This is a genomic window from Streptomyces sp. AF1A, assembly GCF_047340315.1.
GTDB lineage: Bacteria > Actinomycetota > Actinomycetes > Streptomycetales > Streptomycetaceae > Streptomyces.
The window spans coordinates 22228-41273 of sequence record NZ_JBLEBI010000045.1 but is presented as its reverse complement, the minus strand read 5'-3'; the positions used below and the strand labels follow the sequence as shown (position 1 = coordinate 41273).

The following is a 19046-nucleotide window of genomic DNA, read 5'->3' as shown; positions in this document are numbered from 1 at the left end:
ACGGCACCGCGTCCGCCGCCGCCCCCGCCGGACCGCCCCCGGGCGGCACCGCCAAGAAGCCGAAGCGGGCCAAGCGCACCGGATGGCGGCGCGCCATCCCCACCTGGCGCATGCTGCTCGGCACCTTCGTGATGGGCGTGCTCCTGGTCATCGGCCTGTTCTTCCTCGGCTACTCCCTGGTCAAGATCCCGCCCGCCAACGCCCTCGCCACCAAGCAGAGCAACGTCTACCTCTACGCCGACGGCTCCCAGCTGGCCCACGACGGGCAGATCAACCGCGAGAACGTCAACCTCGCCCAGGTCTCCAAGGCCGCCCAGCACGCCGTCCTGGCCGCCGAGGACCGCGACTTCTACACCGAGTCCGCCGTCGACCCCGCCGCCATGCTCCGCGCCGCCTGGAACACCGCGACCGGCAAGGGCAAGCAGTCCGGCTCCACGATCACCCAGCAGTACGTGAAGAACTACTACCTGGCGCAGGAGCAGACGGTCACGCGCAAGGCCAAGGAGTTCTTCATCTCCATCAAGCTCGACCGCAACAAGTCCAAGGACGACATCCTCGAGGGCTACCTCAACACCAGCTACTTCGGCCGCAACGCCTACGGCATCCAGGCCGCCGCCCAGGCCTACTACGGCCGCGACGCCAAGGACCTCGACCCCGCCCGCGCCGCCTACCTCGCCGCGCTCGTCAACGCGCCCAGCGAGTACGACGTCGTCGCCCACCCCGAGAACAAGGCCGCCGCCGTCGCCCGCTGGAACTACGTGCTGGACGGCATGGTCAAGAAGGGCTGGCTCAGCGAGTCCCGGCGCGCCGGCATGAAGTTCCCCATGCCGAAGGAACAGACCGTCTCCGTCGGCCTGTCCGGCCAGCGCGGCTACCTCGTGGAGGCGGTCAAGCACTACCTGACCACCCACAACATCCTCACCGACGACCAGCTCGCCGCCGGCGGCTACCGCATCACCACCACCATCCAGAAGCACAAGCAGGACGCCTTCGTCCGGGCGGTGGACGACCAGCTGATCTCCAAGCTGGACAAGAAGCACAACAAGGTCGACACCTACGTCCGCGCCGGCGGCGCCTCCGTCGACCCCAGGACCGGCAAGGTCGTCGCCATGTACGGCGGCATCGACTACGTGAAGCAGTACACCAACGGCGCCACCCGCGGTGACTTCCAGGTCGGCTCCACCTTCAAGCCCTTCGTGTTCACCTCCGCGGTGCAGAACGGCTCCACCACCCAGGACGGCCGCACCATCACCCCGAACACCCAGTACGACGGCACCAACCAGCGCCCCGTCCAGGGCTGGAGCGGCGGCCCCTACGCCCCCCAGAACGAGGACCAGAAGTCGTACGGCCAGATCACCGTCAGCAAGGCGACCGACCTGTCCGTGAACGCCGTCTACGCGCAGATGGCCGTCGACGTCGGCCCCGCCAAGGTCAAGCAGACCGCGATCGACCTCGGCATCCCCGCCGACACCCCCGACCTCCAGCCGTACCCGTCGATCGCCCTCGGCACCGCCACCGCCAGCGTCCTCGACATGGCGGAGGCGTACGCGACGCTCGCCAACCACGGCAGGCACGGCACGTACACCCTGGTCGACAAGATCACCAAGGACAACACCGACGAGGTCAAGCTGCCCGACCAGCCCGTCAAGCAGGCCGTCACCCGCGAGGCCGCCGACACCACCACCTCCATGCTGCAGAGCGTCGTCGACAACGGCACCGCCACCGCGGCCCAGGCCGCGGGCCGCCCGGCGGCCGGCAAGACCGGCACCGCCGAGAACGACACCGCCGCCTGGTTCGCCGGCTACACCCCGAACCTGGCCACCGTCGTCTCCGTGATGGGCCAGGACCCGGTGACCGCCAAGCACATGCCGCTGTACGGCGCCCTCGGCCTGGCCCGCATCAACGGCGGCGGCGCGCCCACCCAGATCTGGGCCCAGTACACGCACGACGCGCTGCAGGGCACCTCCGCCCCCGACTTCGACCTGGAGCTGCAGCAGGGCGCCGACCAGCCCCAGCCGCCCAGCTCCGACGAGCCGAGCCAGCCCGCCACCATCGGCGGCCAGGACGACGGCGGCACCACGGGCACGCCCACCGGCGGCACCCCGACCGGCACCCCCACCGACGGCGGCGCCACCGGCACCCCCACCGACGGCGGCGTGACCACCGGAGGCGACACGACCGGAGGCGACACCACCGGAGGGGGCGCCCCCGGCGGCGGCACCACAGGCGGCACCACCGGAGGGGGCACCCCCGGCGGCGGCACGGACGGCGGCGGAGTCATCGGAGGCGGCACCCCCGGCGGCGGCACGGACGGCGGCACCACCACGGGCACGGCCGCCGGGCCGGGAGGCGGCGACCCCGCCGCCTGACGCCCCACCCGGCATCGAACCCGGCACAGGAACGACAGAAGGGCTGGTGACCACGGTCACCAGCCCTTCTCGGCCGCCGGATCAGAGGTACAGGCCGGTGGAGTCCTGCGATCCCTCGAACCGGTCCGCTGCCACGGCGTGCAGGTCGCGCTCGCGCATGAGGGCGTACGCCACGCCCCGCACCTCCACCTCGGCCCGGTCCTCCGGGTCGAACAGCACACGGTCCCCGGGCTCCACGGTCCGCACGTTCTGACCGACCGCGACGACCTCGGCCCAGGCCAGCCGCCGGCCGACCGCCGCCGTGGCGGGAATCAGAATGCCGCCCCCCGACCGCCGCTCACCCTCACCGGTCTCCTGCTTGACCAGAACCCGGTCGTGCAGCATCCGGATGGGCAGCTTGTCGTGCTGGGGGGTGCTCTGCTCGTTTCTGTTGGCGCTCACGCGTTGAACCTACCTGCCTCGCCGACGTCTGTACGCGCCCGGGTGACGGGCGTCTCAGCCTCTGCGTCGCCGGGTACCCAGGGCCAGCAGCCCCACCAGCCCGACCGCGACGAGCGCCACCGGCACGACCCGCTCCACCCGCAGCCCGCCGTCCTCGTCCACGAACTGCGCCCGGACGTCCGTGACCACCCGGTTGACCTGCACGTACGCCCGGCCCACGGTGTGGTCGAGGTTGGCGACGACCTTGGCCTTCGCATCACCGACGATCGTCTTCGGGTGCACCCGCATCCCGATCTCGTCGAGCGTCTCGGCCAGCACTTCGCGACGGCGCCTGATGTCCGCCTCGATCTGCGCCGGGGTTCTGGTGTCCGCCGTGTCCGCCACCGTACGGCCTCCGAAGTCTGCCGATGTCTGCTGATGCTCCGAACAGTCTGTCAGTTCACGCCCGCACCGCACCGCAAGGCCCCCCGGTTACGCTGGTCCGATGAGCGAGCGACTCCAGCCGGGGGACGTGGCCCCCGCCTTCACCCTCCCCGACGCCGACGGCAACGAGGTCTCCCTCTCGGACCACGAGGGCCGCAAGGTCATCGTCTACTTCTACCCCGCGGCCCTCACCCCGGGCTGCACCAAGCAGGCCTGCGACTTCACCGACAACCTCGACGTCCTGGCCTCCGCCGGCTACGACGTCATCGGCATCTCTCCCGACCCCCCGGAGAAGCTCGCCAGGTTCCGCGAGAAGGAGTCCCTCAAGGTCACCCTCCTCGCCGACCCCGACAAGAAGATCACCGAGGCCTACGGCGCCTACGGCGAGAAGAAGAACTACGGCAAGACCTACCTGGGCGTCATCCGCTCCACGATCGTCGTCGACGAACACGGCAAGGTCGAACGAGCCTTCTACAACGTCCGCGCCACGGGCCACGTGGCCAAGATCATCAAGGACCTGGGGATCTGAGAGCCCGCACCCAACGTCGGCGGCCCGCCCCGGAACGACCCGGGGGCGGGCCGCTTCTCCGTTCCCGAACGTGACGGTCCGACCACCGGTTCGTTACTCCGCACGCGCACAGCAGCCGCAAGATCAAGGCGTACGGGATCGACACCTCGCACTTCACTGCCCGAACTGTCACGCGATCACCAGCACCTGGTGCCGAGGAGGGCGGCGAGCAGCTCGCCGCGACCAGTAAAGTAGGCGAGGCTGAGGGCCCGTACCCCAGCTGGCAAGAGGGCGCCGGTTTAGATCCGGTGTGTCGTGGGTTCGAGTCCCACCGGGCCCACAGGGAAAAGAGGCCCCGCACCTTGCTTTCAAAGGTGCGGGGCCTCTCCGTAAGGCTCAGCCCAACAACTCCCGCACCACCGGCACCAACGCCCGGAACGCCTTCCCGCGGTGGCTGATCGCGTTCTTCTCGGCCGGGGTCAGTTCGGCGCAGGTGCGCGTCTCGCCCTCCGGCTGGAGGATCGGGTCGTAGCCGAAGCCGTTCGTGCCGGCCGGGGCGTGCCGCAGCACACCGGTCAGCCGGCCCTCGACCACCCGCCGGCGTCCGTCCGGCAGGGCGAGGGCCGCCGCGCAGGCGAAGTGGGCGGTGCGGTGTTCCTCGGCGATGTCGGAGAGCTGGGCGAGGAGGAGGTCGAGGTTGGCCTGGTCGTCGCCGTGGCGGCCGGACCAGCGGGCGGAGAAGATGCCGGGGGCGCCGCCGAGGACGTCGACGCAGAGGCCGGAGTCGTCGGCGACGGCGGGCAGGCCGGTGGCCTGGGCGAGGGCCTGCGCCTTGAGCAGGGCGTTCTCGGCGAAGGTGACGCCGGTCTCCTTGACGTCGGGGATCTCGGGGAAGGCGTCGGCGCCGACGAGTTCGTGGGGGAGGCCGGCTTCGGCCAGGATGGCCCTCAGCTCGGTGATCTTTCCGGCGTTGCGGGTGGCGAGGATCAGGCGGGTCATGCCGCCAGTATTCCTCGCGCCGCGCTCACAGCTGGGCCTGGCCCGCGCCCTCGAGGGTGTGCAGGTCGAAGACCTCGGCCATCTTGCGGAAGCCCAGGTCGCTGGGGTGGAGGTGGTCGCCGGAGTCGTAGTCCGGGCGCAGCCTGCGCGGGTCGTAGGGGTCGCGGAGGGCCGTGTCGAAGTCGGCGACGGCGTCGTAGACGGTGCCGGCGCGGATCTGGGCGTTGACCTGCCGGCGGACGGCGTCCCGGGCGGGGGTCCAGCCGGGGTGGCCCCGGAAGGGCATGAGGGTGGTGCCGACGGCCTTGAGGCCGTGGGCGTGGGCCTGGCGGACGAGGGTGCGCAGGCCGGCGGTGATGCGGTCGGGGTCGGCGAGCCGGGGGTTGCGCAGGATGTCGTTGATGCCGAGGTCGATGACGACGACCTTGACGTTGGTGCGGGAGAGCGCGTCGCGGCCGAAGCGGCCGAGCCCGCTCTGGTTCTCGGCGGGCCGGCCGAGTCCGTCGGCGAGGACCTGGTTGCCGCTGATGCCCTCGTTGACGACGCTGTAGCGGGGCAGGCGCTGCCCGTTCTCGAGGGCGGTGCGCAGCCGGTCGCCGAGGATGTCGGGCCAGCGGTGGTTGGCGCCGGTGGTGGAGGTGATGCCGTCGGTGATGGAGTCGCCGAAGGCGACGACGGTGCCGTCGGCCTCGTTGCTGAGCACGTCCAGGGCGGTCAGGTAGCGCCAGTAGGACGTCTGTTGGGTGTAGGGCGCTCCGGTGGGGTCCTGGGTGACGTCGCCGGTGGCGGCGTAGGAGATCTGCTGGGCGTGGGGGTGGTAGGTGACCGGTCCCGAGGGGGTGGGGGAGTAGGTGGTGACGAGGACGTCGCTGTCGTGGGGTACGGCGAGGTGTACGGCGTCGCTGACGATCTGTTCGCCGGCGGGTATGACGACGGTGGTGCCGCTGTTGAAGGTGAGGCGGCGCATGGTGGCCGCGTCGGCCGCGGCGGTGCCGTCGCCGGCGGAGAGCGCGATGGTGGCGTCGGTGATGGTCAGCGGTGTCTGGCCGTAGAGGTTGGACAGGGTGATCCGGGCGCTGGTGCCGCCGGTGTCCGCGTGGACGACGTTGCGGACGGAGCGGCCCGCCATGCCGGTGGTCTCGGTGCCGGGTTCGCCGCCGACGGGTGCGGTGGACCAGGCGCCGACCCAGGTGCCGGTGGAGGCCGGGGCGGCGGAGGAGTCGCGAGGGGCGCGGTTGCCGGTGAGGGTGCTGCCGGGGGTGCCGCGGTCGGCCGCCACGGTGAGGTAGATGGCCGCGCAGACGGCCACGACCAGCGCGACGAGTGCGCTCAGCAGGGCGCGGTACTTCGCGGGGCGTATGCCCGCACCGCCGTCATGACGCTCGGTCACTCTTGTGTTGTTCTCCTCGGGCGACGGGAGCCCGGGGCTCCGATCTTGGTGTGCCCATGATGCGTCATGGGCCGGGGAGCCCTGACAGGGCCCTGCCCAGTTCTCCGTTCGGACAGACGCCGGGAACTCCTGTTCCGTTCCGGGAGTCGCTCAGGAAGGGACAATTGTGTGCGGGATCACCGAACGGGTGGAGCTGATGGAACCTACCGAGACGGGAACAGCGGGGCGGCCGGTGTCGTACCGCACCATGACGGCGTTCACCCCGGCCGACGAGGAGCGCCGGCGCGGTGTGCGGCGGATGAAGCTCACCGCGGCGGGGCTGCTGCTGTTCGTGGCGGTGGTGTACGTCCTGGCCAAGCTGGCCGCGCACGCGGGTGCCGGGCCGTGGGCGGAGTATGTGGCCGCCGCCTCGGAGGCGGGCATGGTGGGTGCGCTGGCGGACTGGTTCGCGGTGACCGCGCTGTTCCGGCACCCGCTGGGCCTGCCGATTCCGCACACGGCGATCATCCCGACGAAGAAGGACCAGCTGGGCATCTCGCTGGGCGAGTTCGTGGGGGAGAACTTCCTCTCCCAGGACGTCGTGCGGCAGCGGTTGCGCGCGGTGGGCATCGGCAGCCGGCTGGGTGCCTGGCTGGCCGAGCCGGAGCACGCGGACCGGGTGACGGCGGAGCTGGCGACGGCGCTGCGTGGTGCGCTGACGGTGCTGCGGGACTCCGATGTGCAGGCGGTGGTGGGTGAGGCGATCACCCGGCGGGCGAATGCGCAGGAGATCGCGCCCGGCATAGGCAAGATGCTGGAGAAGATCGTCGCGGACGGCGGGCACAAGCGGGCGGTCGATCTGGTGGTCTCTCGTGCGCACGACTGGCTGGTGCTGCACGGTGACAGCGTGATGGACGCGGTGCAGGGCGGTGCGCCGGGCTGGACTCCGCGGTTCGTGGACCGGAAGGTCGGCGAGCGCGTGTACAAGGAGCTGCTGCGGTTCTGCGCGGAGATGCGGGACATGCCTTCGCATCCGGCGCGCGGCGCGCTCGACCGGTTCCTCACGGACTTCGCCTCGGATCTGCAGTCCGACACGGAGACGCGGGCGCGGGTGGAGCGGCTGAAGGGGGATGTGCTGGGCCGGGGCGAGGTGCAGGACCTGATCGCGTCGGCGTGGACGGCCGTACGGTCGATGATCGTGGCCGCGGCGGAGGACGAGCGCAGTGAGCTGCGGCTGCGGCTGCGGGCGGCGCTGCTGTCGCTGGGCGCGCGGATGGCGAGTGAGCCGAAGGTGCAGGAGAAGGTCGACAGCTGGGTGGAGGGCGCGGCGGTGCACGTGGTGACGACGTACCGCGGGGAGATCACCTCGCTGATCACGGACACGGTGGCGGGCTGGGACGCCGAGCACACCACCCGGAAGATCGAGGCGCACATCGGCCGCGATCTGCAGTTCATCCGGATCAATGGCACGGTGGTGGGGTCACTGGCGGGGCTGCTGATCTTTGCGGTGTCGCGGGCGCTGGGTGCCTGACACGGCGTGATTCCGCGGGACGCGGGCACCCGTCTTGCCGTCCCCGTGCGTGCGGGGACGTCCTTCGCCGAGGAGGGAGCCCATGGCCGCAGCGCAGACGCCGGCACCGGAGGCCGGAAAGCCCGGTACACCTGCCGGATCGCCCGGGGAGCCGGGCGGGGCCGGCCGGACGATCGTCACCGACATTCCCGCCCGGCTGGACCGCCTGCCCTGGTCCCGCTGGCACTGGACGATCGTGATCGGCCTGGGCACGGTGTGGATCCTGGACGGCCTGGAGGTCACGGTCGTCGGGAACATCGCCGGCCGGCTGGCCGAGCCCGGCAGCGGGCTGGCGATCACCTCCGGGCAGATCACCGGTGTGGCCGCCGCGCTGTATGTGGCGGGCGCGTGTACGGGCGCCCTGTTCTGGGGCCGGCTGACCGACCGCTTCGGCCGCAAGAACCTCTTCATGATCACCCTGATGGTGTATCTGACGGCGACGGCTTTGACGGCGTTCTCCTGGCAGGCCTGGTGGTTCTTCCTGTTCCGCTTCCTGACCGGTTTCGGCATCGGCGGTGAGTACGCGGCGATCAACTCCGCGATCGACGAGCTGATCCCCGCGAAGTACCGGGGCCGGGTCGACCTGATCATCAACGGCAGCTTCTGGCTGGGCGCGGTCGGCGGGTCGCTGCTGTCGATCGTGGCGCTGAACACCGGCCTGCTGCCCGCGAACATCGGCTGGCGCCTGACGTTCGCCCTCGGGGCCGTTCTGGCCCTGGTCATCCTGCTGGTACGGCGGCACGTCCCGGAGAGTCCGCGGTGGCTGCTGATCCACGGCAGGGACCGGGAGGCGGAGGAGATCGTCACCGGCATCGAGCGGCAGGTGGCGGCGGAGCGGGACGGGGCGCTGCCCGAGCCGGAGGGCGACGGGCTGGAGATCCACCAGCGCAAGAGCGTGAGCTTCCGGGAGATCGCCCGCACGGTCTTCGGCCGGTACCGCAGGCGGGCCGTGCTCGGATTCTCCCTCTTCATCGGCCAGGCGTTCCTGTACAACGCGATCACCTTCGGCTTCGGCGCGATCCTGACCAAGTTCTTCGACGTGCCGGCCGACCGCACCGGCTACTACTTCGCGGTGATCGCGATCGGCAACTTCTGCGGTCCGCTGCTGCTCGGCCACCTCTTCGACACGGTCGGCCGCCGGGTGATGATCTCCTCGACGTATCTGCTGTCGGGTCTGCTGCTGTTCGGTACGGCGTGGCTGTTCGACCGCGGCTCGCTGAGCGCGGTCACCCTCACGGCGTGCTGGTGCGTGGTGCTGTTCTTCGCCTCGGCGGGCGCCTCCAGCGCCTATTTGACGGTGTCGGAGATCTTCCCGATGGAGACGCGGGCGATGTCCATCGCCTTCTTCTACTCCCTCGGCACGGCGGCCGGCGGCATCAGCGGCCCGCTGCTGTTCGCCGACCTCACCGGCACGGGCAAGGTCGGCGACACCGTGCTGGCGTTCTCCATCGGCGCGGCCCTGATGTGCGCGGCCGGCCTGGTCGCGGCGGCTCTGGCGGTACGGGCGGAACGCCGCTCCCTGGAGGACATCGCCCGTCCGCTGACGGCGGTGGCCGGGCGGGCCAAGGAGGCGGCCACGGGTGCCCGCCCGTCGTCGTCCGGCCGCTCTTCGGGCACGCAGGGGCCTACGGCGCCCCCGGCGGCGAGCAGGCCGTAGGGGCGGGTGTCACGCCCCGGTGCTGGAGCCGGGGCGCACGATCATCAGGACGGTCACGGTGGCCCACAGGAGGTTGAACAGCCCGGTGGTCATGCCGAGCCGCGCGGCGAGCCGGGCGGTGCCGTCGCCGTCCCGGCGGGGGGTGGGGTCGTTCTGCGGCGGGGCGGTGCTGTCACCCCTGTTCTCGCGCGGGGCGGTGGCGTCGTTCTGCGGGGTGCTGTCACCCGTGTTCTCGCGCAGGGCGGCGGCGTCGGCGTCGTCACCGACGAGGGCGTGCTGGGCGGGCAGCACCAGCGCGGCCAGGACGAGGGCGGCGAGGGCGGTGAGCACGATCGACGCGATCAGCCAGGCGCTGCCGAGCACGTGCATCTCGCTCGCGGTGGCGAACCCGAAGACGGGGACGACGACGCCGACGAGGGCGTAGACCCGGCAGATCCGGTGCAGCAGCCGCAGTGTCCCGGCGGCGCCCTCGTCGTCCGGTGCGGCGAGCGCCCGGCGCGCGGCGGGCGGGAACATGCTGGCGGCGACGGTCACGGGCCCGACGGCGACGATCGCGGCGAGGACGTGGACGGCGAGGAGGAACTTGGTCACGGCGGCGACCGTATGCGGCCGGCCGATCATGCAGAAGCGGCGAGACTGCCAGGACCCAACGGATTCTCGCCAGCCGATGCGCCGCTTCCGTCGTACGACACCCCCACCGTTGGCGGTTTCCCGTCGTACCCCTACGCTCTCGCCATGCACACCGTGGCCGTACTGGCGCTGGACGGCGTCATCCCCTTCGATCTCTCCGCCCCCATCGACACCTTCGGCTGGGCACGGCTGCCCGACGGCCGGGCGCCGTACCGGGTGCGGGTGTGCTCCGTGCGCGAGGAGGTGAGCGCGGGCGCCTTCACCGTGCGGGCCCCCTACGGCCTCGACGCGCTCGCGGAGGCCGACACGATCATCCTGCCGGGCGTGGCGGAACCGCCGCGGACGCTGCCGGCCGGGGTGGCCGAGGCCCTGCGCGCGGCGGCGGCGAACGGTACGCGCATCGCCTCGATCTGCGTCGGCGCGTTCCTGTTCGCGGCGACGGGCCTGCTCGACGGCCTGCGCGCGACGACGCACTGGCGGGCGGCGGGGCAGCTGGCGGCGAGCTACCCGGCGGTGACGGTGGACCCGAACGTCCTCTACGTCGACAACGGCCAGTTCCTGACCTCGGCGGGCGCGGCGGCGGCCCTGGACATGTGCCTGCACATGATCCGCAGGGACTTCGGCTCCGCCGTCGCCGCGCATGCGGCCCGGATGTCCGTGATGCCGCTGGAACGGGAGGGCGGGCAGGCCCAGTTCATCGTCCACGACCTGCCTCCGGCCCCGGCGGGCGCGACGCTGGAGCCGCTCCTTCAGTGGCTGGAGGACCACTGCGCCCGCGATCTCACGCTGGACGAGATCGCGGCCAAGGCGGGGATGAGCACCCGCACCCTCAACCGCCGCTTCCGCGAGCAGACGGGTACGACACCGCTGCAGTGGCTGCACCGGGCGCGGGTGCGGCGCGCCCAGTACCTGCTGGAGACGACGCCGTACCCGGTGGAACGCATCGCCGCCCAGGCGGGCTTCGGCTCCCCGACCGCCTTCCGCGAGCGCTTCCGCCGGGTGGTGGGCACGAGTCCGCAGGCATACCGCAAGGCGTTCCGGGAGGAGACCCCGGCCGGGGGCCGGGCCGCCTCGTGACGCGGAGTTCCGGCCGGGGCGTCCTGGCCGGGGGTCCACCGTGATCGCCGCAGGCTCATGCCGCCGTCAGTCCGGGAATCCGCGGCCGGCGCTCACTTCTCGCGTCTCGCGGTGAGGCACAGCCCGGGCCCGGCTCACGCCTTGCGGTCGGCGACGGCCCAGGAGGCGAGGGCGACGGCGCCGGCGACGCCGAACACGGACGGCCAGGCGCCGACCTTCTTGGCCAGCGGGTGGGATCCGGCGAACGCGGCGACGTACGCGGCGGTCAGCGCGCCCGCGGCCTTCCCGCCGGCCTGCCGGCGCCACTGCTGGGCCGCGGCGGCCCCCGCGACGGCCAGGACGGCCCCGCCGAGCTGCCGCTTCTTCGTCCAGCGGGCGACGCCGTAACCCCCGACGAGCCCGCTCGCGGCGACGACCGCGCTGGGAACCCTGGCCATGTGTGCCTCCTCGTATCCCTTATGTCTGCCCTGAGGCTAACCACGGGCCGCCGGGCATCCAGAACCTGAGTCGAGGCTTGTCAAGTTTCCGGACCGGAGTTATATAAGAAGTCGTAGGGCATCGCACAACCACCCTGGACGAAAGGAGTGACCCGTGATGCTCATGCGCACCGACCCCTTCCTCGAGCTGGACCGACTCGCGCAGCAGGTCTTCGGCAACGCCGCCCGTCCGTCCGCGATGCCGATGGACGCCTACCGCTCCGGGGACGACTTCCTCGTCCACTTCGATCTCCCCGGAGTCGACCCCGAGTCCATCGAGCTGGACGTCGAGCGCAACGTCCTCAACGTGCGCGCCGAGCGCCGCAGCCCGGCCCCCGAGGGCACCGACATGGTCGTCGCCGAGCGGCCCACGGGCACCTTCACCCGCCAGCTCTTCCTCGGCGACACCCTCGACGTGGACCGGATCGACGCCTCGTACGAGGCCGGCGTCCTGACCCTGCGCATCCCGGTGGCCGAACAGGCCAAGCCGCGCCGCATCCAGATCACCGGCGGAGACGCCGGCCGCAAGGAGATCAGCGGCTGACGCGGCCCCGACCACGGGTGTCCGCCCGCCGTCGCATCCGCGCGTCCCGAGGCCCGAGCGGGGCCCGGGACGCCGCGGCGTGCCCGCCGCGGCGCGAGGCGACGACCGCCCGGCGCGCACGGAACAAGCCGCCGCACTTGGCCGAACTCCCGCTCATGCCTGCCGCATTACCGGGTACCGGGCTTCCGGTGCCCAGACGTGTCCCGGAGAAGGAGCCAGCACGATGACCGTGACGACCCCGCAGCCGAGAGCCACCGTCCCCGCCCCGTCCCCGTCCCTGCGCCCCCGCGCCCACGAAGCGGCGCAGGACACCGGCTGGCTCGAACTGACGGACGCCGTACGCGAGGCCGGCCAGTACACGACGCGGGCCGAGGCGGAACGCGTCACCCGCATCGTCCTCTCCGCCCTCGGCGGCCACGTGACCGGCGACGAACGCGTGGAGCTCGCGCAGAGCCTGCCGCGCGAGGCCGGCCGCGTGATCGCCTCCCAGATCCCCGCGACGCACCCCCTGACCGCGCGCGAGTTCGTCGAGTCGGTGGCGACCCGTATCGAGGGCTCCACCCCGGCGACGGCCCGCTGGGACGTCAGCTCCGTCCTCAGCGTCCTGTCCGACCACATCGGCGAGTCCCTGACGAACCGCCTCCTGGCTCAACTCCCGCCGGGCTACGCCCTCCTTTTCGGCCGGGCGGACCTGGCACCGACGGCGTAGGCCGTACGACGCCCCGGGCGCCGCACCTGCCCCTGCGGCGGGCGGCGCCCGGCGGAGGTCACCTCGCTCAGACCCGGTCCAGCGAGCGATGAGGCCCTGCGGGAAGCTCCACCCCGATGCCGTCTCCGGGCCGTACGACACCACCGGTCCGCACGACGCCCATGATCCCGGCCTTGCGCACCAGGCGCCCGTCCTCCGCGCGCGCCACCACCTGCTTCAGCAGTCCGTGCTGAAAGCCGTCGATCTGCGCGCAGGGATTCCGCAGCCCGGTCACCTCGACCACGGCCTCGTCCCCGATCCGCAGCAACGTCCCCGTGGGCAGCCCGAGCAGATGGATCCCCCGCGTGGTGATGTTCTCCCCGAGCTCCCCGGGCCCCACCCGGAACCCGGCCTCCCCGACCTCCTCGAACAACTCCTCGTGGATGAGGTGCACCTGCCGCAGATTCGGCTGCGTCGGATCCTGCCGCACCCGGGACCGGTGCTTGACCGTCACCCCGGCATGCACATCCCCCTCCACCCCGAGCCCCGCGAGCAGCCTGATGCTCTCCCGGTTCGGCTTGGTGAAGGAGTACACCTCGTGACGACTGACAGCCACGACCGTCGCGCTCACGCGGACCCCCGTTCTCGTTCGGCGACTGTGATCCACGGCGAGCCTAGCCGCCCCGGCACGGCCGATGAACGGTTCCGAGCCGCCTGAGTGGACGCTGCGGAACCGCGCCCCACGGGCGAACCGTGAAGGCCACGACCCGGAAGGCGGCCGGACCGCCGAACAGGGCCGGCCACCCGCCTGAGCTGCGGTGCTGTCGGAATGTTCCTCGAGGGCCGACGGCGCCCTGCGACCTGCGATCTCACGCCGGCGCAGGCGCAAGGCCGGGCATCCGTGGATGGCGCAGCAGCTGCTCCCCCTCACGGACAGACAGCCTGAACGTCTCAGGTCCAGGTCGGCCGCAGGCGTCGAAGGCCCCCAGGACGTCCTCGACCCGCTCCCACAGCCTCACCGGCCCGGCCTCGCGCACGTCCCACCCGGACTCACCCGGGGTGAGGGAGGCGGCAGAACCGCTGACGACGTCGACCAGGACGACGACGTTCTTGGCGGTGGTCATCTGCGCGTACGGGACGGCGCATTGGGCGAGGTAACGCAGGTGGAAGGCCTCCGCGGTCGAGGCTGTGATCCGCTCGGGACCGTACAGAGCCGGTCGGGCCTTCTCGGGCAGCCCGGCGATCCAGTGGGCGGGGTTCCCGAAAGCCGGAGCCGCGTGGACACGGGCGGACATGAAGGAGACCGTGCCCGGGAGCAGCGGCCCCTCGGCGGTGCCGTCCGCGGCGACGGTGAGCAGAACGCGGGCGTAGCCGTACAACCAGCCCGACAGAGTCAGCAGGATCTTCCCACCCGGCCGGGTCTGCGCGATGAGAGCGGGCGGCACGGCGCGGAAGGAGCAGGCCGCCACGACGCGGTCGAAACACGCCTCGGGCCAGTAGCCGTACAACCCGTCGGCCACGGCCAGCGTGGGCGTGTATCCGCAGCCGTACAGCGCGCCCGCCGCCGTCTCGAGCCGCTTCGGGTCCACATCGATGCTCGTGACGTCGGCGGAGCCGAGGCGCTCACAGGCCAGCGCGGTCGAGTAGCCGCTCCCGGTACCGACCTCCAGCACGGTGTGACCTTCCGCGACCTCGGCGTCGGCCCACATGCGCAGGACCAGTGAGGGCAGCGTGGACGATGAGGTGGGAGCCCCGCCATGCCGTATCCGAGGCGCCGACCAGTCGGGTTCCTGGTCGTCGAACTGCGTGATCAGCGTGCTGTCGGAATAGGCAGCCAACAGCCAACGGCCGTAGTCGACCTCGGCGGTGATGGGCTCCCACACCGTCAACCCGTGCTCGTCGGGCTCCTGCGCGGGAAGGTAGAAGCCGGGAACGAACCGGTGCCGGGGCACGGTCATGACTGCCGTCCGCCAGGCGGGATCACCCAGTACGCCGCTCTTCTCAAGCGCTTCCGTCATCGCCTCGCGCAGACGGGTCGCGTCGGCATCAGGGTCCGCAGGCATCATCCTGGGCTCCGTTCTCCTCCATGCTCAAAATGTCGGCAAACGCCTCGGCGATGGCGGGGGCGTCCGGAAGCCATCCCCACTGCCCGTTCGGGTTGCACTCGATGGCCCACCAGTTCTCCGGATCGTCCCCGGGACCGGTGAGGGCGAAGTCGAAGCACCCGAAGACGAGACCGAACGAGGCCACGTAGCTGTGAAGAGCGCTGCGGATGGAAGCCGGTACGGCCACGGGAGTGTGGACCAGCCTGTTCCAGTCCCCCCGTCGCCAGTCCAACGCGCCACCCGGCGCGGTGATCAACTGGGCGAAGACCTGCCGGCCGACGACCGTCACCCGCACGTCACCGGTCTTCGGAATCTCGGCCTGGAAGAGATGCGCGGTCACGACGACCGTCTCGTCCAGGGCGCGCGGATCGATCCGCTGGGTCCAGATCGCACCGGCCCGCCCGTCCTCGCCGGGAGGAAGCCCCCGGAAGGTCTTGTAGACGACGTGCTCCTGGCCGGCGGCGAACTTGCGTGCCTCCTCCGGGTCGTTGGTGATGAGAGTCGGCGGGACCCGCAGGCCAAGAGCCGCGAAGCGCTGAAGCTGGGCCGGCTTGAAGTCCGCACGCGCCACCGCGGCAGGGTGGTTGACATACACGACGCCGTGCAGCCCACCGAGCACTCCACCGAGACCGTGCCGCGCCTCGGCGATGACGAAGTCCCGCAACTGCTGTGTCAGATGCCCGCGACCGGCCGAGTAAGGGCTGGGACGGCGCCAGTAGACCGATGCCACGTCCGCCACCTCAACCTCGCGGGTCGAGGTGCGGAGCCGCCCACCCCAACCCGGCCGTTCCGGGCCCAGGCGAAACCCGAACACGAGACCGGGCCCGATGTCTGCGGGGTCGATGCGAACAACGCGCACGTCTCTCTCGTTCAACGCCTCGATGACCCGGTCCGCGGTCAGGTCCTCCAGCGCGGTGACGACCAGTACGGTGGAGCCCATCGCTCAGTCCGACTCGTAGTCGGTGGTGTGGTCGTCCTGCGTCTGCGTCTGCGGCTGCTGTCCGTCGCCACCGCCGGACACCGAGGCCGTACCCGTCGTCCTGGACGTTCCGTGCTTGCCCATCTCGACCACCTGACCGGTGTCGTCCGTGTACCGGGCGGTCTGCGTGACGGGGTCCAGGACCACCGAGACGTACGGGGGAGGCCCGACGGGCAGCCGGTCGGTCACGAGGCGCATGGCCCACGGTGCGTCATGAGGTGGGGTATCGGGCTCTTTGGCCACGAGTAGAGCGCCCTGGTGACCGAAGAGATCCGTTGCCCTGCTCAGCTGCGCCCTGATCTGACTTGCCATTTACCGTGCTCCTCTCGCCACCGAACTGCGTGCGGACAACGCTAGGAACGCGCAGGTAGCGTCTCCAGGGATGTGCGCGAACTTGCACGTCGTCACGCGTACGAGGCAATGGCGGAGGTGATCAACGCGCGGGCGGGTGCACCATGAGCGGCCAAGTCGGTGAGAGCCGAGAAGGTACGGGCATAGGTGCCGACTTCGTAGGGCTGGGTGATGGTCAGGAAGGCGGAGACGAGTTCCACGTTGACCTGTTCGTCATCGAAGATCCAGAAGTCTTCGACGGGCCAGAGCGCTGTGCGGTCTGCGCTCAGCGGAATCACCCCGAGGCTGACGTTGGGCAGTGTGGCGAGCGACAGCAGATGACCGAGCTGGCCGGCCATCGTCTCCGGGCCTCCGATTCGGTGCCGTAGCGTGCTCTCTTCCAGGATCACCGCGAAGCGGCGCCTTCCGTCGTGCAGCAGGCGTTGTTTGTTCACGCGTACCTGGACGGCCGCCTCCAGGTCGTCGGGCACTGCGCGTCGGTCACGAATGGATCTGAGCAATGCCTCGATGTACGCACGGGTCTGGAAGGGCCCCGGTATCAGCCACGACGAGTAGGCCCGGAAATGTCGTGTGCGCTCCCACAGAGGGATCACCGACTCCTGCGCCCGGCGCAGCCCGGAACGCTCCATGCGCTGCCACTCCACATAGGCACCGTCGATGTTCCGGGCCGTGGCGATGAGGTCTGCCGTCTGCTCGTCCGCCCCACAGTGAAGCGTGTACATCCGCACGTCGTCGTCGGACGGCGCCGTACGGCCGTTCTCGATACGGCTGCACTTGCTCTCGTGCCAACCCGCCCGAGAAGCAAGCTGCCGCGCGGTCAGGCCGGAGTCCTTCCGGATTTCCCGCAGGCGCTTTCCCAAGGCCTCTCGGGCTTGTTGGACGCTGGATGACGAAGCCACGACGACTGTCCGGTGCCCTGTCAGTGCAGTCGGTAGTGCTCGTGCGGAACCGCTCGGTCCCACACAGCGGCGAAGGCCGAGGCACACAACCGCACGACAGCGGGGTCGGTGACCAGCTCCATGCCCGTCATCGTGCCGTCACCGGCGAAGTGGTTGAACAGCACGGACGCGTCGTCGAACAGCCAGAAGTCGTTACCCGGCAGAGCCAGAGCGGAAGCCTGTCTGCGGGGCAGCCAGCGGACGTCTTCACCGGCTTTGACGTTGTGCATGCTGGTCAGGTCGTACTCGTAGCGGATGTAGGGCGAAGCGGGCTCGGAGACGATGCGAGCCCGTTGCACGGACACACCTCTGGCTACCGCGGTGGAGACCAACTCGATCCACCAGGGCCAGCGCTCTGCCGGATCGAACCGCTCACCCGCAACCCACTCCCGATAGTCCTCGTCGAGGGCGTACGCATCCCGCATCTCGAGGTGGCGGGCGCTCTGCCGGGCCGAGTGGAACAGGTCCTCAATCGCCGGCTCGGCCACCACCGTTCACCTCCAGGAAGAACTGCGTCATGCGCCGGGGGAACTCGATCACGGTTTCATGATCGGGGATGTCCAGCTCAGCCAGCCGAGCGGGGTCCGTGACACGCCAGCCCTGGAGGATGTAGTTCCCCGTCTCGTCGTCCAGGTACACGGTCGGGGAGCCGTTGTTGGGACTCTCGGGGTCCTTGCCCAGCCGGTGCAGGGTCATCTGCCCTCCGCGATGGTGAGTGACGAGCGACGTGACCAGGCTTGCGCCGACCGAGTACGGGGCGCCAGCGACTTGCACGGACTTCTACGGGCGCAGGAGTGACAAGGCGAGCTGCCTGTTGACGGGCCGGCCGCTGTCCAGCCGAGTCGTGAGTCACCGAAGCAGGTGGTCCGCCTTGCCTGCCTTGATGTCGCGAATGAGGACGCGCAACGCATCCCGGCTGTCGACGATGAAACGGTCCTCCTGACCGTGGACCGCTATGTATGCCCTGCCGGCCTGGTCGGTCCCTATACGGAAGCAGGAATTCCCTTCGCCGCAGAACGGCTCTTCCCAGTTGATCTCGGACATTGGGCCTCCCTCAGAGTTCACGTCCCATGGAGTGGATGAAGTCTCTTGACTCGGCAGGCGGCAGTGCGAGTTCCTCCATCCGGTCCAAGTGAGAACCGTATTTGGCCAACTCCCCTTCTCCGTATAGAAAGTCGGGGCCGTGAGAGTTGTCGATCTGGACGGTGTCGAGCTGCTTCGTCGGTCCCTCCGCGTAGAGCACCGTCTGTCCGGCACCGGGGAACGCGCCCTTGGTGAACGGGAGAGCGAGCACGGTCACGCCCTCCATCTCCGAGAGCTCGAGCAGGTGCTCCAGTTGCGCCCGCGCCACCTCGCGACCTCCGAACTGCATGCGAAGGGCAGCCTCGTGCACGATCCCGACGAACGGCGCCTTGGTGGCGTCGTTGAGCACCTCCTGCCGGCGGGCGCGATGAGCCAGTCGCATCGCCACCTCGTGCTCGGGCAGGCCGGGGAGCACGGCACGGAAGACTGCGAGCGCATAGTCGGTCGTCTGAAACAGACCGGGGATGTGCACGGTGCATGCTGCGCGCATGCGAGTGGCCCGTGCCTCCAATTCGGCGATGTCCAGCATGCCTTGGGGCAGAGCGCCTCGATACTGCTCCCACCAGCCCTGGGCGGGCGAAGCCATCTCGACCAAGGCCTCCACATACGTCTCGTCGTGGCAGTGGCAGTGCTGAGCCAGGGTGCGCAGGCGCTCCTCGCTGATGTTCCGGACCCCGGACTCCATGTACGAGATCTTTCCGCGATCGACGCCGAGGAGGTTGGCTGCCTGCTCTGCGGACATGCCTGCTGCCATCCGCATCCTGCGCAGCTCGTGACCGAGGCGCTTCTGCCGCTGAGTGGTGACTGCCTTCGGGGGCATGCCGATCCTTCCATGTGCG

General features: G+C 70.6%; 22 protein-coding genes and 1 tRNA gene. 8 read left to right on the top strand and 15 right to left on the bottom strand.

Translation table 11 applies throughout. From position 1 onward, the window contains the following. Nucleotides 1–2369, top strand: a 2369-nt coding sequence (locus ACLU3S_RS15800) for a transglycosylase domain-containing protein (RefSeq protein WP_413952474.1), incomplete at its 5' end; no start/stop codon positions are given. 81 nt (nucleotides 2370–2450) lie between these two features. Here ACLU3S_RS15800 and ACLU3S_RS15795 read toward each other — a convergent pair. Continuing rightward, entirely contained in the window at nucleotides 2451–2753 is a 303-nt protein-coding gene (locus ACLU3S_RS15795; RefSeq protein ID WP_413952478.1) for a GroES family chaperonin, read from the bottom strand. 111 nt (nucleotides 2754–2864) lie between these two features. Then, nucleotides 2865–3194: a DUF3618 domain-containing protein gene (locus ACLU3S_RS15790; protein ID WP_413952473.1), complete on the bottom strand. Its 330-nt coding sequence runs from the start codon at nucleotides 3192–3194 to the stop codon at nucleotides 2865–2867. Nucleotides 3195–3294: 100 nt separating this feature from the next. Here ACLU3S_RS15790 and bcp point away from each other — a divergent pair, with 100 nt between their 5' ends. Both bcp and ACLU3S_RS15780 read left to right on the top strand, forming a co-directional pair. Then, complete coding sequence (gene bcp, locus ACLU3S_RS15785) at nucleotides 3295–3762, top strand: thioredoxin-dependent thiol peroxidase (protein WP_413952472.1); 468 nt, start codon at nucleotides 3295–3297, stop codon at nucleotides 3760–3762. Nucleotides 3763–4006: 244 nt separating this feature from the next. Beyond that, nucleotides 4007–4081, top strand: a tRNA-Leu gene (locus tag ACLU3S_RS15780). Nucleotides 4082–4137: 56 nt separating this feature from the next. Here the strand turns inward: ACLU3S_RS15780 and rdgB are convergent. Further along, nucleotides 4138–4740, bottom strand: coding sequence for an RdgB/HAM1 family non-canonical purine NTP pyrophosphatase (gene rdgB / locus ACLU3S_RS15775; protein ID WP_413952471.1), 603 nt, complete (start codon nucleotides 4738–4740; stop codon nucleotides 4138–4140). A 25-nt stretch (nucleotides 4741–4765) separates the two neighbouring features. Beyond that, nucleotides 4766–6130, bottom strand: a complete 1365-nt coding sequence (locus ACLU3S_RS15770) for an SGNH/GDSL hydrolase family protein (protein ID WP_413952470.1) — start codon at nucleotides 6128–6130, stop codon at nucleotides 4766–4768. A gap of 196 nt (nucleotides 6131–6326) precedes the next feature. Here ACLU3S_RS15770 and ACLU3S_RS15765 point away from each other — a divergent pair, with 196 nt between their 5' ends. Beyond that, a complete protein-coding gene (locus tag ACLU3S_RS15765; protein ID WP_413952469.1) occupies nucleotides 6327–7640 on the top strand; it encodes a DUF445 domain-containing protein in 1314 nt (437 codons plus the stop codon). An 82-nt stretch (nucleotides 7641–7722) separates the two neighbouring features. After that, nucleotides 7723–9336, top strand: coding sequence for an MFS transporter (locus ACLU3S_RS15760; RefSeq protein ID WP_413952468.1), 1614 nt, complete (start codon nucleotides 7723–7725; stop codon nucleotides 9334–9336). A 9-nt stretch (nucleotides 9337–9345) separates the two neighbouring features. Here ACLU3S_RS15760 and ACLU3S_RS15755 read toward each other — a convergent pair whose 3' ends face one another. Then, nucleotides 9346–9927 (bottom strand): protease, encoded by a 582-nt coding sequence (locus ACLU3S_RS15755; protein WP_413952467.1) that lies wholly within the window; start codon nucleotides 9925–9927, stop codon nucleotides 9346–9348. 144 nt (nucleotides 9928–10071) lie between these two features. Between ACLU3S_RS15755 and ACLU3S_RS15750 the strand changes: the two genes are divergently transcribed. Continuing rightward, nucleotides 10072–11043 (top strand): GlxA family transcriptional regulator, encoded by a 972-nt coding sequence (locus tag ACLU3S_RS15750; RefSeq protein WP_413952466.1) that lies wholly within the window; start codon nucleotides 10072–10074, stop codon nucleotides 11041–11043. A 134-nt stretch (nucleotides 11044–11177) separates the two neighbouring features. Here the strand turns inward: ACLU3S_RS15750 and ACLU3S_RS15745 are convergent, their stop codons facing one another. Next, nucleotides 11178–11480, bottom strand: coding sequence for a hypothetical protein (locus ACLU3S_RS15745; RefSeq protein WP_413952465.1), 303 nt, complete (start codon nucleotides 11478–11480; stop codon nucleotides 11178–11180). Between the two features lie 157 nt (nucleotides 11481–11637). On the opposite strand from ACLU3S_RS15745, the gene ACLU3S_RS15740 reads away from it, so the two are divergent. Together ACLU3S_RS15740 and ACLU3S_RS15735 are read left to right on the top strand one after the other, a co-directional pair. Beyond that, nucleotides 11638–12063: an Hsp20/alpha crystallin family protein gene (locus ACLU3S_RS15740; RefSeq protein WP_413952477.1), complete on the top strand. Its 426-nt coding sequence runs from the start codon at nucleotides 11638–11640 to the stop codon at nucleotides 12061–12063. 223 nt (nucleotides 12064–12286) lie between these two features. Continuing rightward, the gene (locus ACLU3S_RS15735) at nucleotides 12287–12772 is read left to right on the top strand and encodes a DUF2267 domain-containing protein (protein WP_413952464.1); all 486 of its coding nucleotides are present in this window, start codon (nucleotides 12287–12289) and stop codon (nucleotides 12770–12772) included. Nucleotides 12773–12839: 67 nt separating this feature from the next. On the opposite strand, the gene ACLU3S_RS15730 is transcribed toward ACLU3S_RS15735, so the two are convergent. From ACLU3S_RS15730 to ACLU3S_RS15690, 9 genes are all read right to left on the bottom strand, one after another. After that, on the bottom strand, nucleotides 12840–13382 hold the full coding sequence (locus ACLU3S_RS15730; protein WP_413952463.1) for an MOSC domain-containing protein: 543 nt from the start codon (nucleotides 13380–13382) through the stop codon (nucleotides 12840–12842). A gap of 238 nt (nucleotides 13383–13620) precedes the next feature. Further along, nucleotides 13621–14817: an ATP-grasp peptide maturase system methyltransferase gene (gene tgmC / locus ACLU3S_RS15725; RefSeq protein ID WP_413952462.1), complete on the bottom strand. Its 1197-nt coding sequence runs from the start codon at nucleotides 14815–14817 to the stop codon at nucleotides 13621–13623. Continuing rightward, complete coding sequence (gene tgmB, locus ACLU3S_RS15720) at nucleotides 14798–15796, bottom strand: ATP-grasp ribosomal peptide maturase (RefSeq protein WP_413952461.1); 999 nt, start codon at nucleotides 15794–15796, stop codon at nucleotides 14798–14800. Before tgmB ends, tgmC begins: the two co-directional genes overlap by 20 nt. Before the next feature lie 3 nt (nucleotides 15797–15799). Beyond that, on the bottom strand, nucleotides 15800–16033 hold the full coding sequence (locus tag ACLU3S_RS15715; protein WP_413952460.1) for a putative ATP-grasp-modified RiPP: 234 nt from the start codon (nucleotides 16031–16033) through the stop codon (nucleotides 15800–15802). Between the two features lie 206 nt (nucleotides 16034–16239). Next, nucleotides 16240–17085 (bottom strand): helix-turn-helix domain-containing protein, encoded by an 846-nt coding sequence (locus ACLU3S_RS15710; RefSeq protein WP_413952459.1) that lies wholly within the window; start codon nucleotides 17083–17085, stop codon nucleotides 16240–16242. A gap of 20 nt (nucleotides 17086–17105) precedes the next feature. Continuing rightward, on the bottom strand, nucleotides 17106–17549 hold the full coding sequence (locus ACLU3S_RS15705; RefSeq protein ID WP_413952476.1) for a DUF6879 family protein: 444 nt from the start codon (nucleotides 17547–17549) through the stop codon (nucleotides 17106–17108). 43 nt (nucleotides 17550–17592) lie between these two features. Then, entirely contained in the window at nucleotides 17593–17820 is a 228-nt protein-coding gene (locus ACLU3S_RS15700) for a hypothetical protein (protein WP_413952458.1), read from the bottom strand. Between the two features lie 153 nt (nucleotides 17821–17973). Beyond that, nucleotides 17974–18168: a hypothetical protein gene (locus tag ACLU3S_RS15695; protein WP_413952457.1), complete on the bottom strand. Its 195-nt coding sequence runs from the start codon at nucleotides 18166–18168 to the stop codon at nucleotides 17974–17976. A 10-nt stretch (nucleotides 18169–18178) separates the two neighbouring features. Further along, nucleotides 18179–19027 carry a helix-turn-helix domain-containing protein gene (locus ACLU3S_RS15690; RefSeq protein ID WP_413952456.1) on the bottom strand — a complete coding sequence of 283 codons (849 nt, stop codon included), beginning with the start codon at nucleotides 19025–19027 and terminating at the stop codon, nucleotides 18179–18181. Nucleotides 19028–19046 lie beyond the last annotated feature (19 nt).

Coding starts and splice junctions, on each gene's coding strand:
- ACLU3S_RS15795 (WP_413952478.1), bottom strand. CDS start 2,753: ATGCTGCACGACCGGGTTCTGGTCAAGCAGGAGACCGGTGAGGGTGAG.
- bcp (WP_413952472.1), top strand. CDS start 3,295: ATGAGCGAGCGACTCCAGCCGGGGGACGTGGCCCCCGCCTTCACCCTC.
- rdgB (WP_413952471.1), bottom strand. CDS start 4,740: ATGACCCGCCTGATCCTCGCCACCCGCAACGCCGGAAAGATCACCGAG.
- ACLU3S_RS15765 (WP_413952469.1), top strand. CDS start 6,327: ATGGAACCTACCGAGACGGGAACAGCGGGGCGGCCGGTGTCGTACCGC.
- ACLU3S_RS15760 (WP_413952468.1), top strand. CDS start 7,723: ATGGCCGCAGCGCAGACGCCGGCACCGGAGGCCGGAAAGCCCGGTACA.
- ACLU3S_RS15750 (WP_413952466.1), top strand. CDS start 10,072: ATGCACACCGTGGCCGTACTGGCGCTGGACGGCGTCATCCCCTTCGAT.
- ACLU3S_RS15745 (WP_413952465.1), bottom strand. CDS start 11,480: ATGGCCAGGGTTCCCAGCGCGGTCGTCGCCGCGAGCGGGCTCGTCGGG.
- ACLU3S_RS15740 (WP_413952477.1), top strand. CDS start 11,638: ATGCTCATGCGCACCGACCCCTTCCTCGAGCTGGACCGACTCGCGCAG.
- ACLU3S_RS15735 (WP_413952464.1), top strand. CDS start 12,287: ATGACCGTGACGACCCCGCAGCCGAGAGCCACCGTCCCCGCCCCGTCC.
- tgmC (WP_413952462.1), bottom strand. CDS start 14,817: ATGATGCCTGCGGACCCTGATGCCGACGCGACCCGTCTGCGCGAGGCG.
- tgmB (WP_413952461.1), bottom strand. CDS start 15,796: ATGGGCTCCACCGTACTGGTCGTCACCGCGCTGGAGGACCTGACCGCG.
- ACLU3S_RS15715 (WP_413952460.1), bottom strand. CDS start 16,033: ATGCGCCTCGTGACCGACCGGCTGCCCGTCGGGCCTCCCCCGTACGTC.
- ACLU3S_RS15705 (WP_413952476.1), bottom strand. CDS start 17,549: ATGCGGGATGCGTACGCCCTCGACGAGGACTATCGGGAGTGGGTTGCG.
- ACLU3S_RS15700 (WP_413952458.1), bottom strand. CDS start 17,820: ATGACCCTGCACCGGCTGGGCAAGGACCCCGAGAGTCCCAACAACGGC.
- ACLU3S_RS15695 (WP_413952457.1), bottom strand. CDS start 18,168: ATGTCCGAGATCAACTGGGAAGAGCCGTTCTGCGGCGAAGGGAATTCC.
- ACLU3S_RS15690 (WP_413952456.1), bottom strand. CDS start 19,027: ATGCCCCCGAAGGCAGTCACCACTCAGCGGCAGAAGCGCCTCGGTCAC.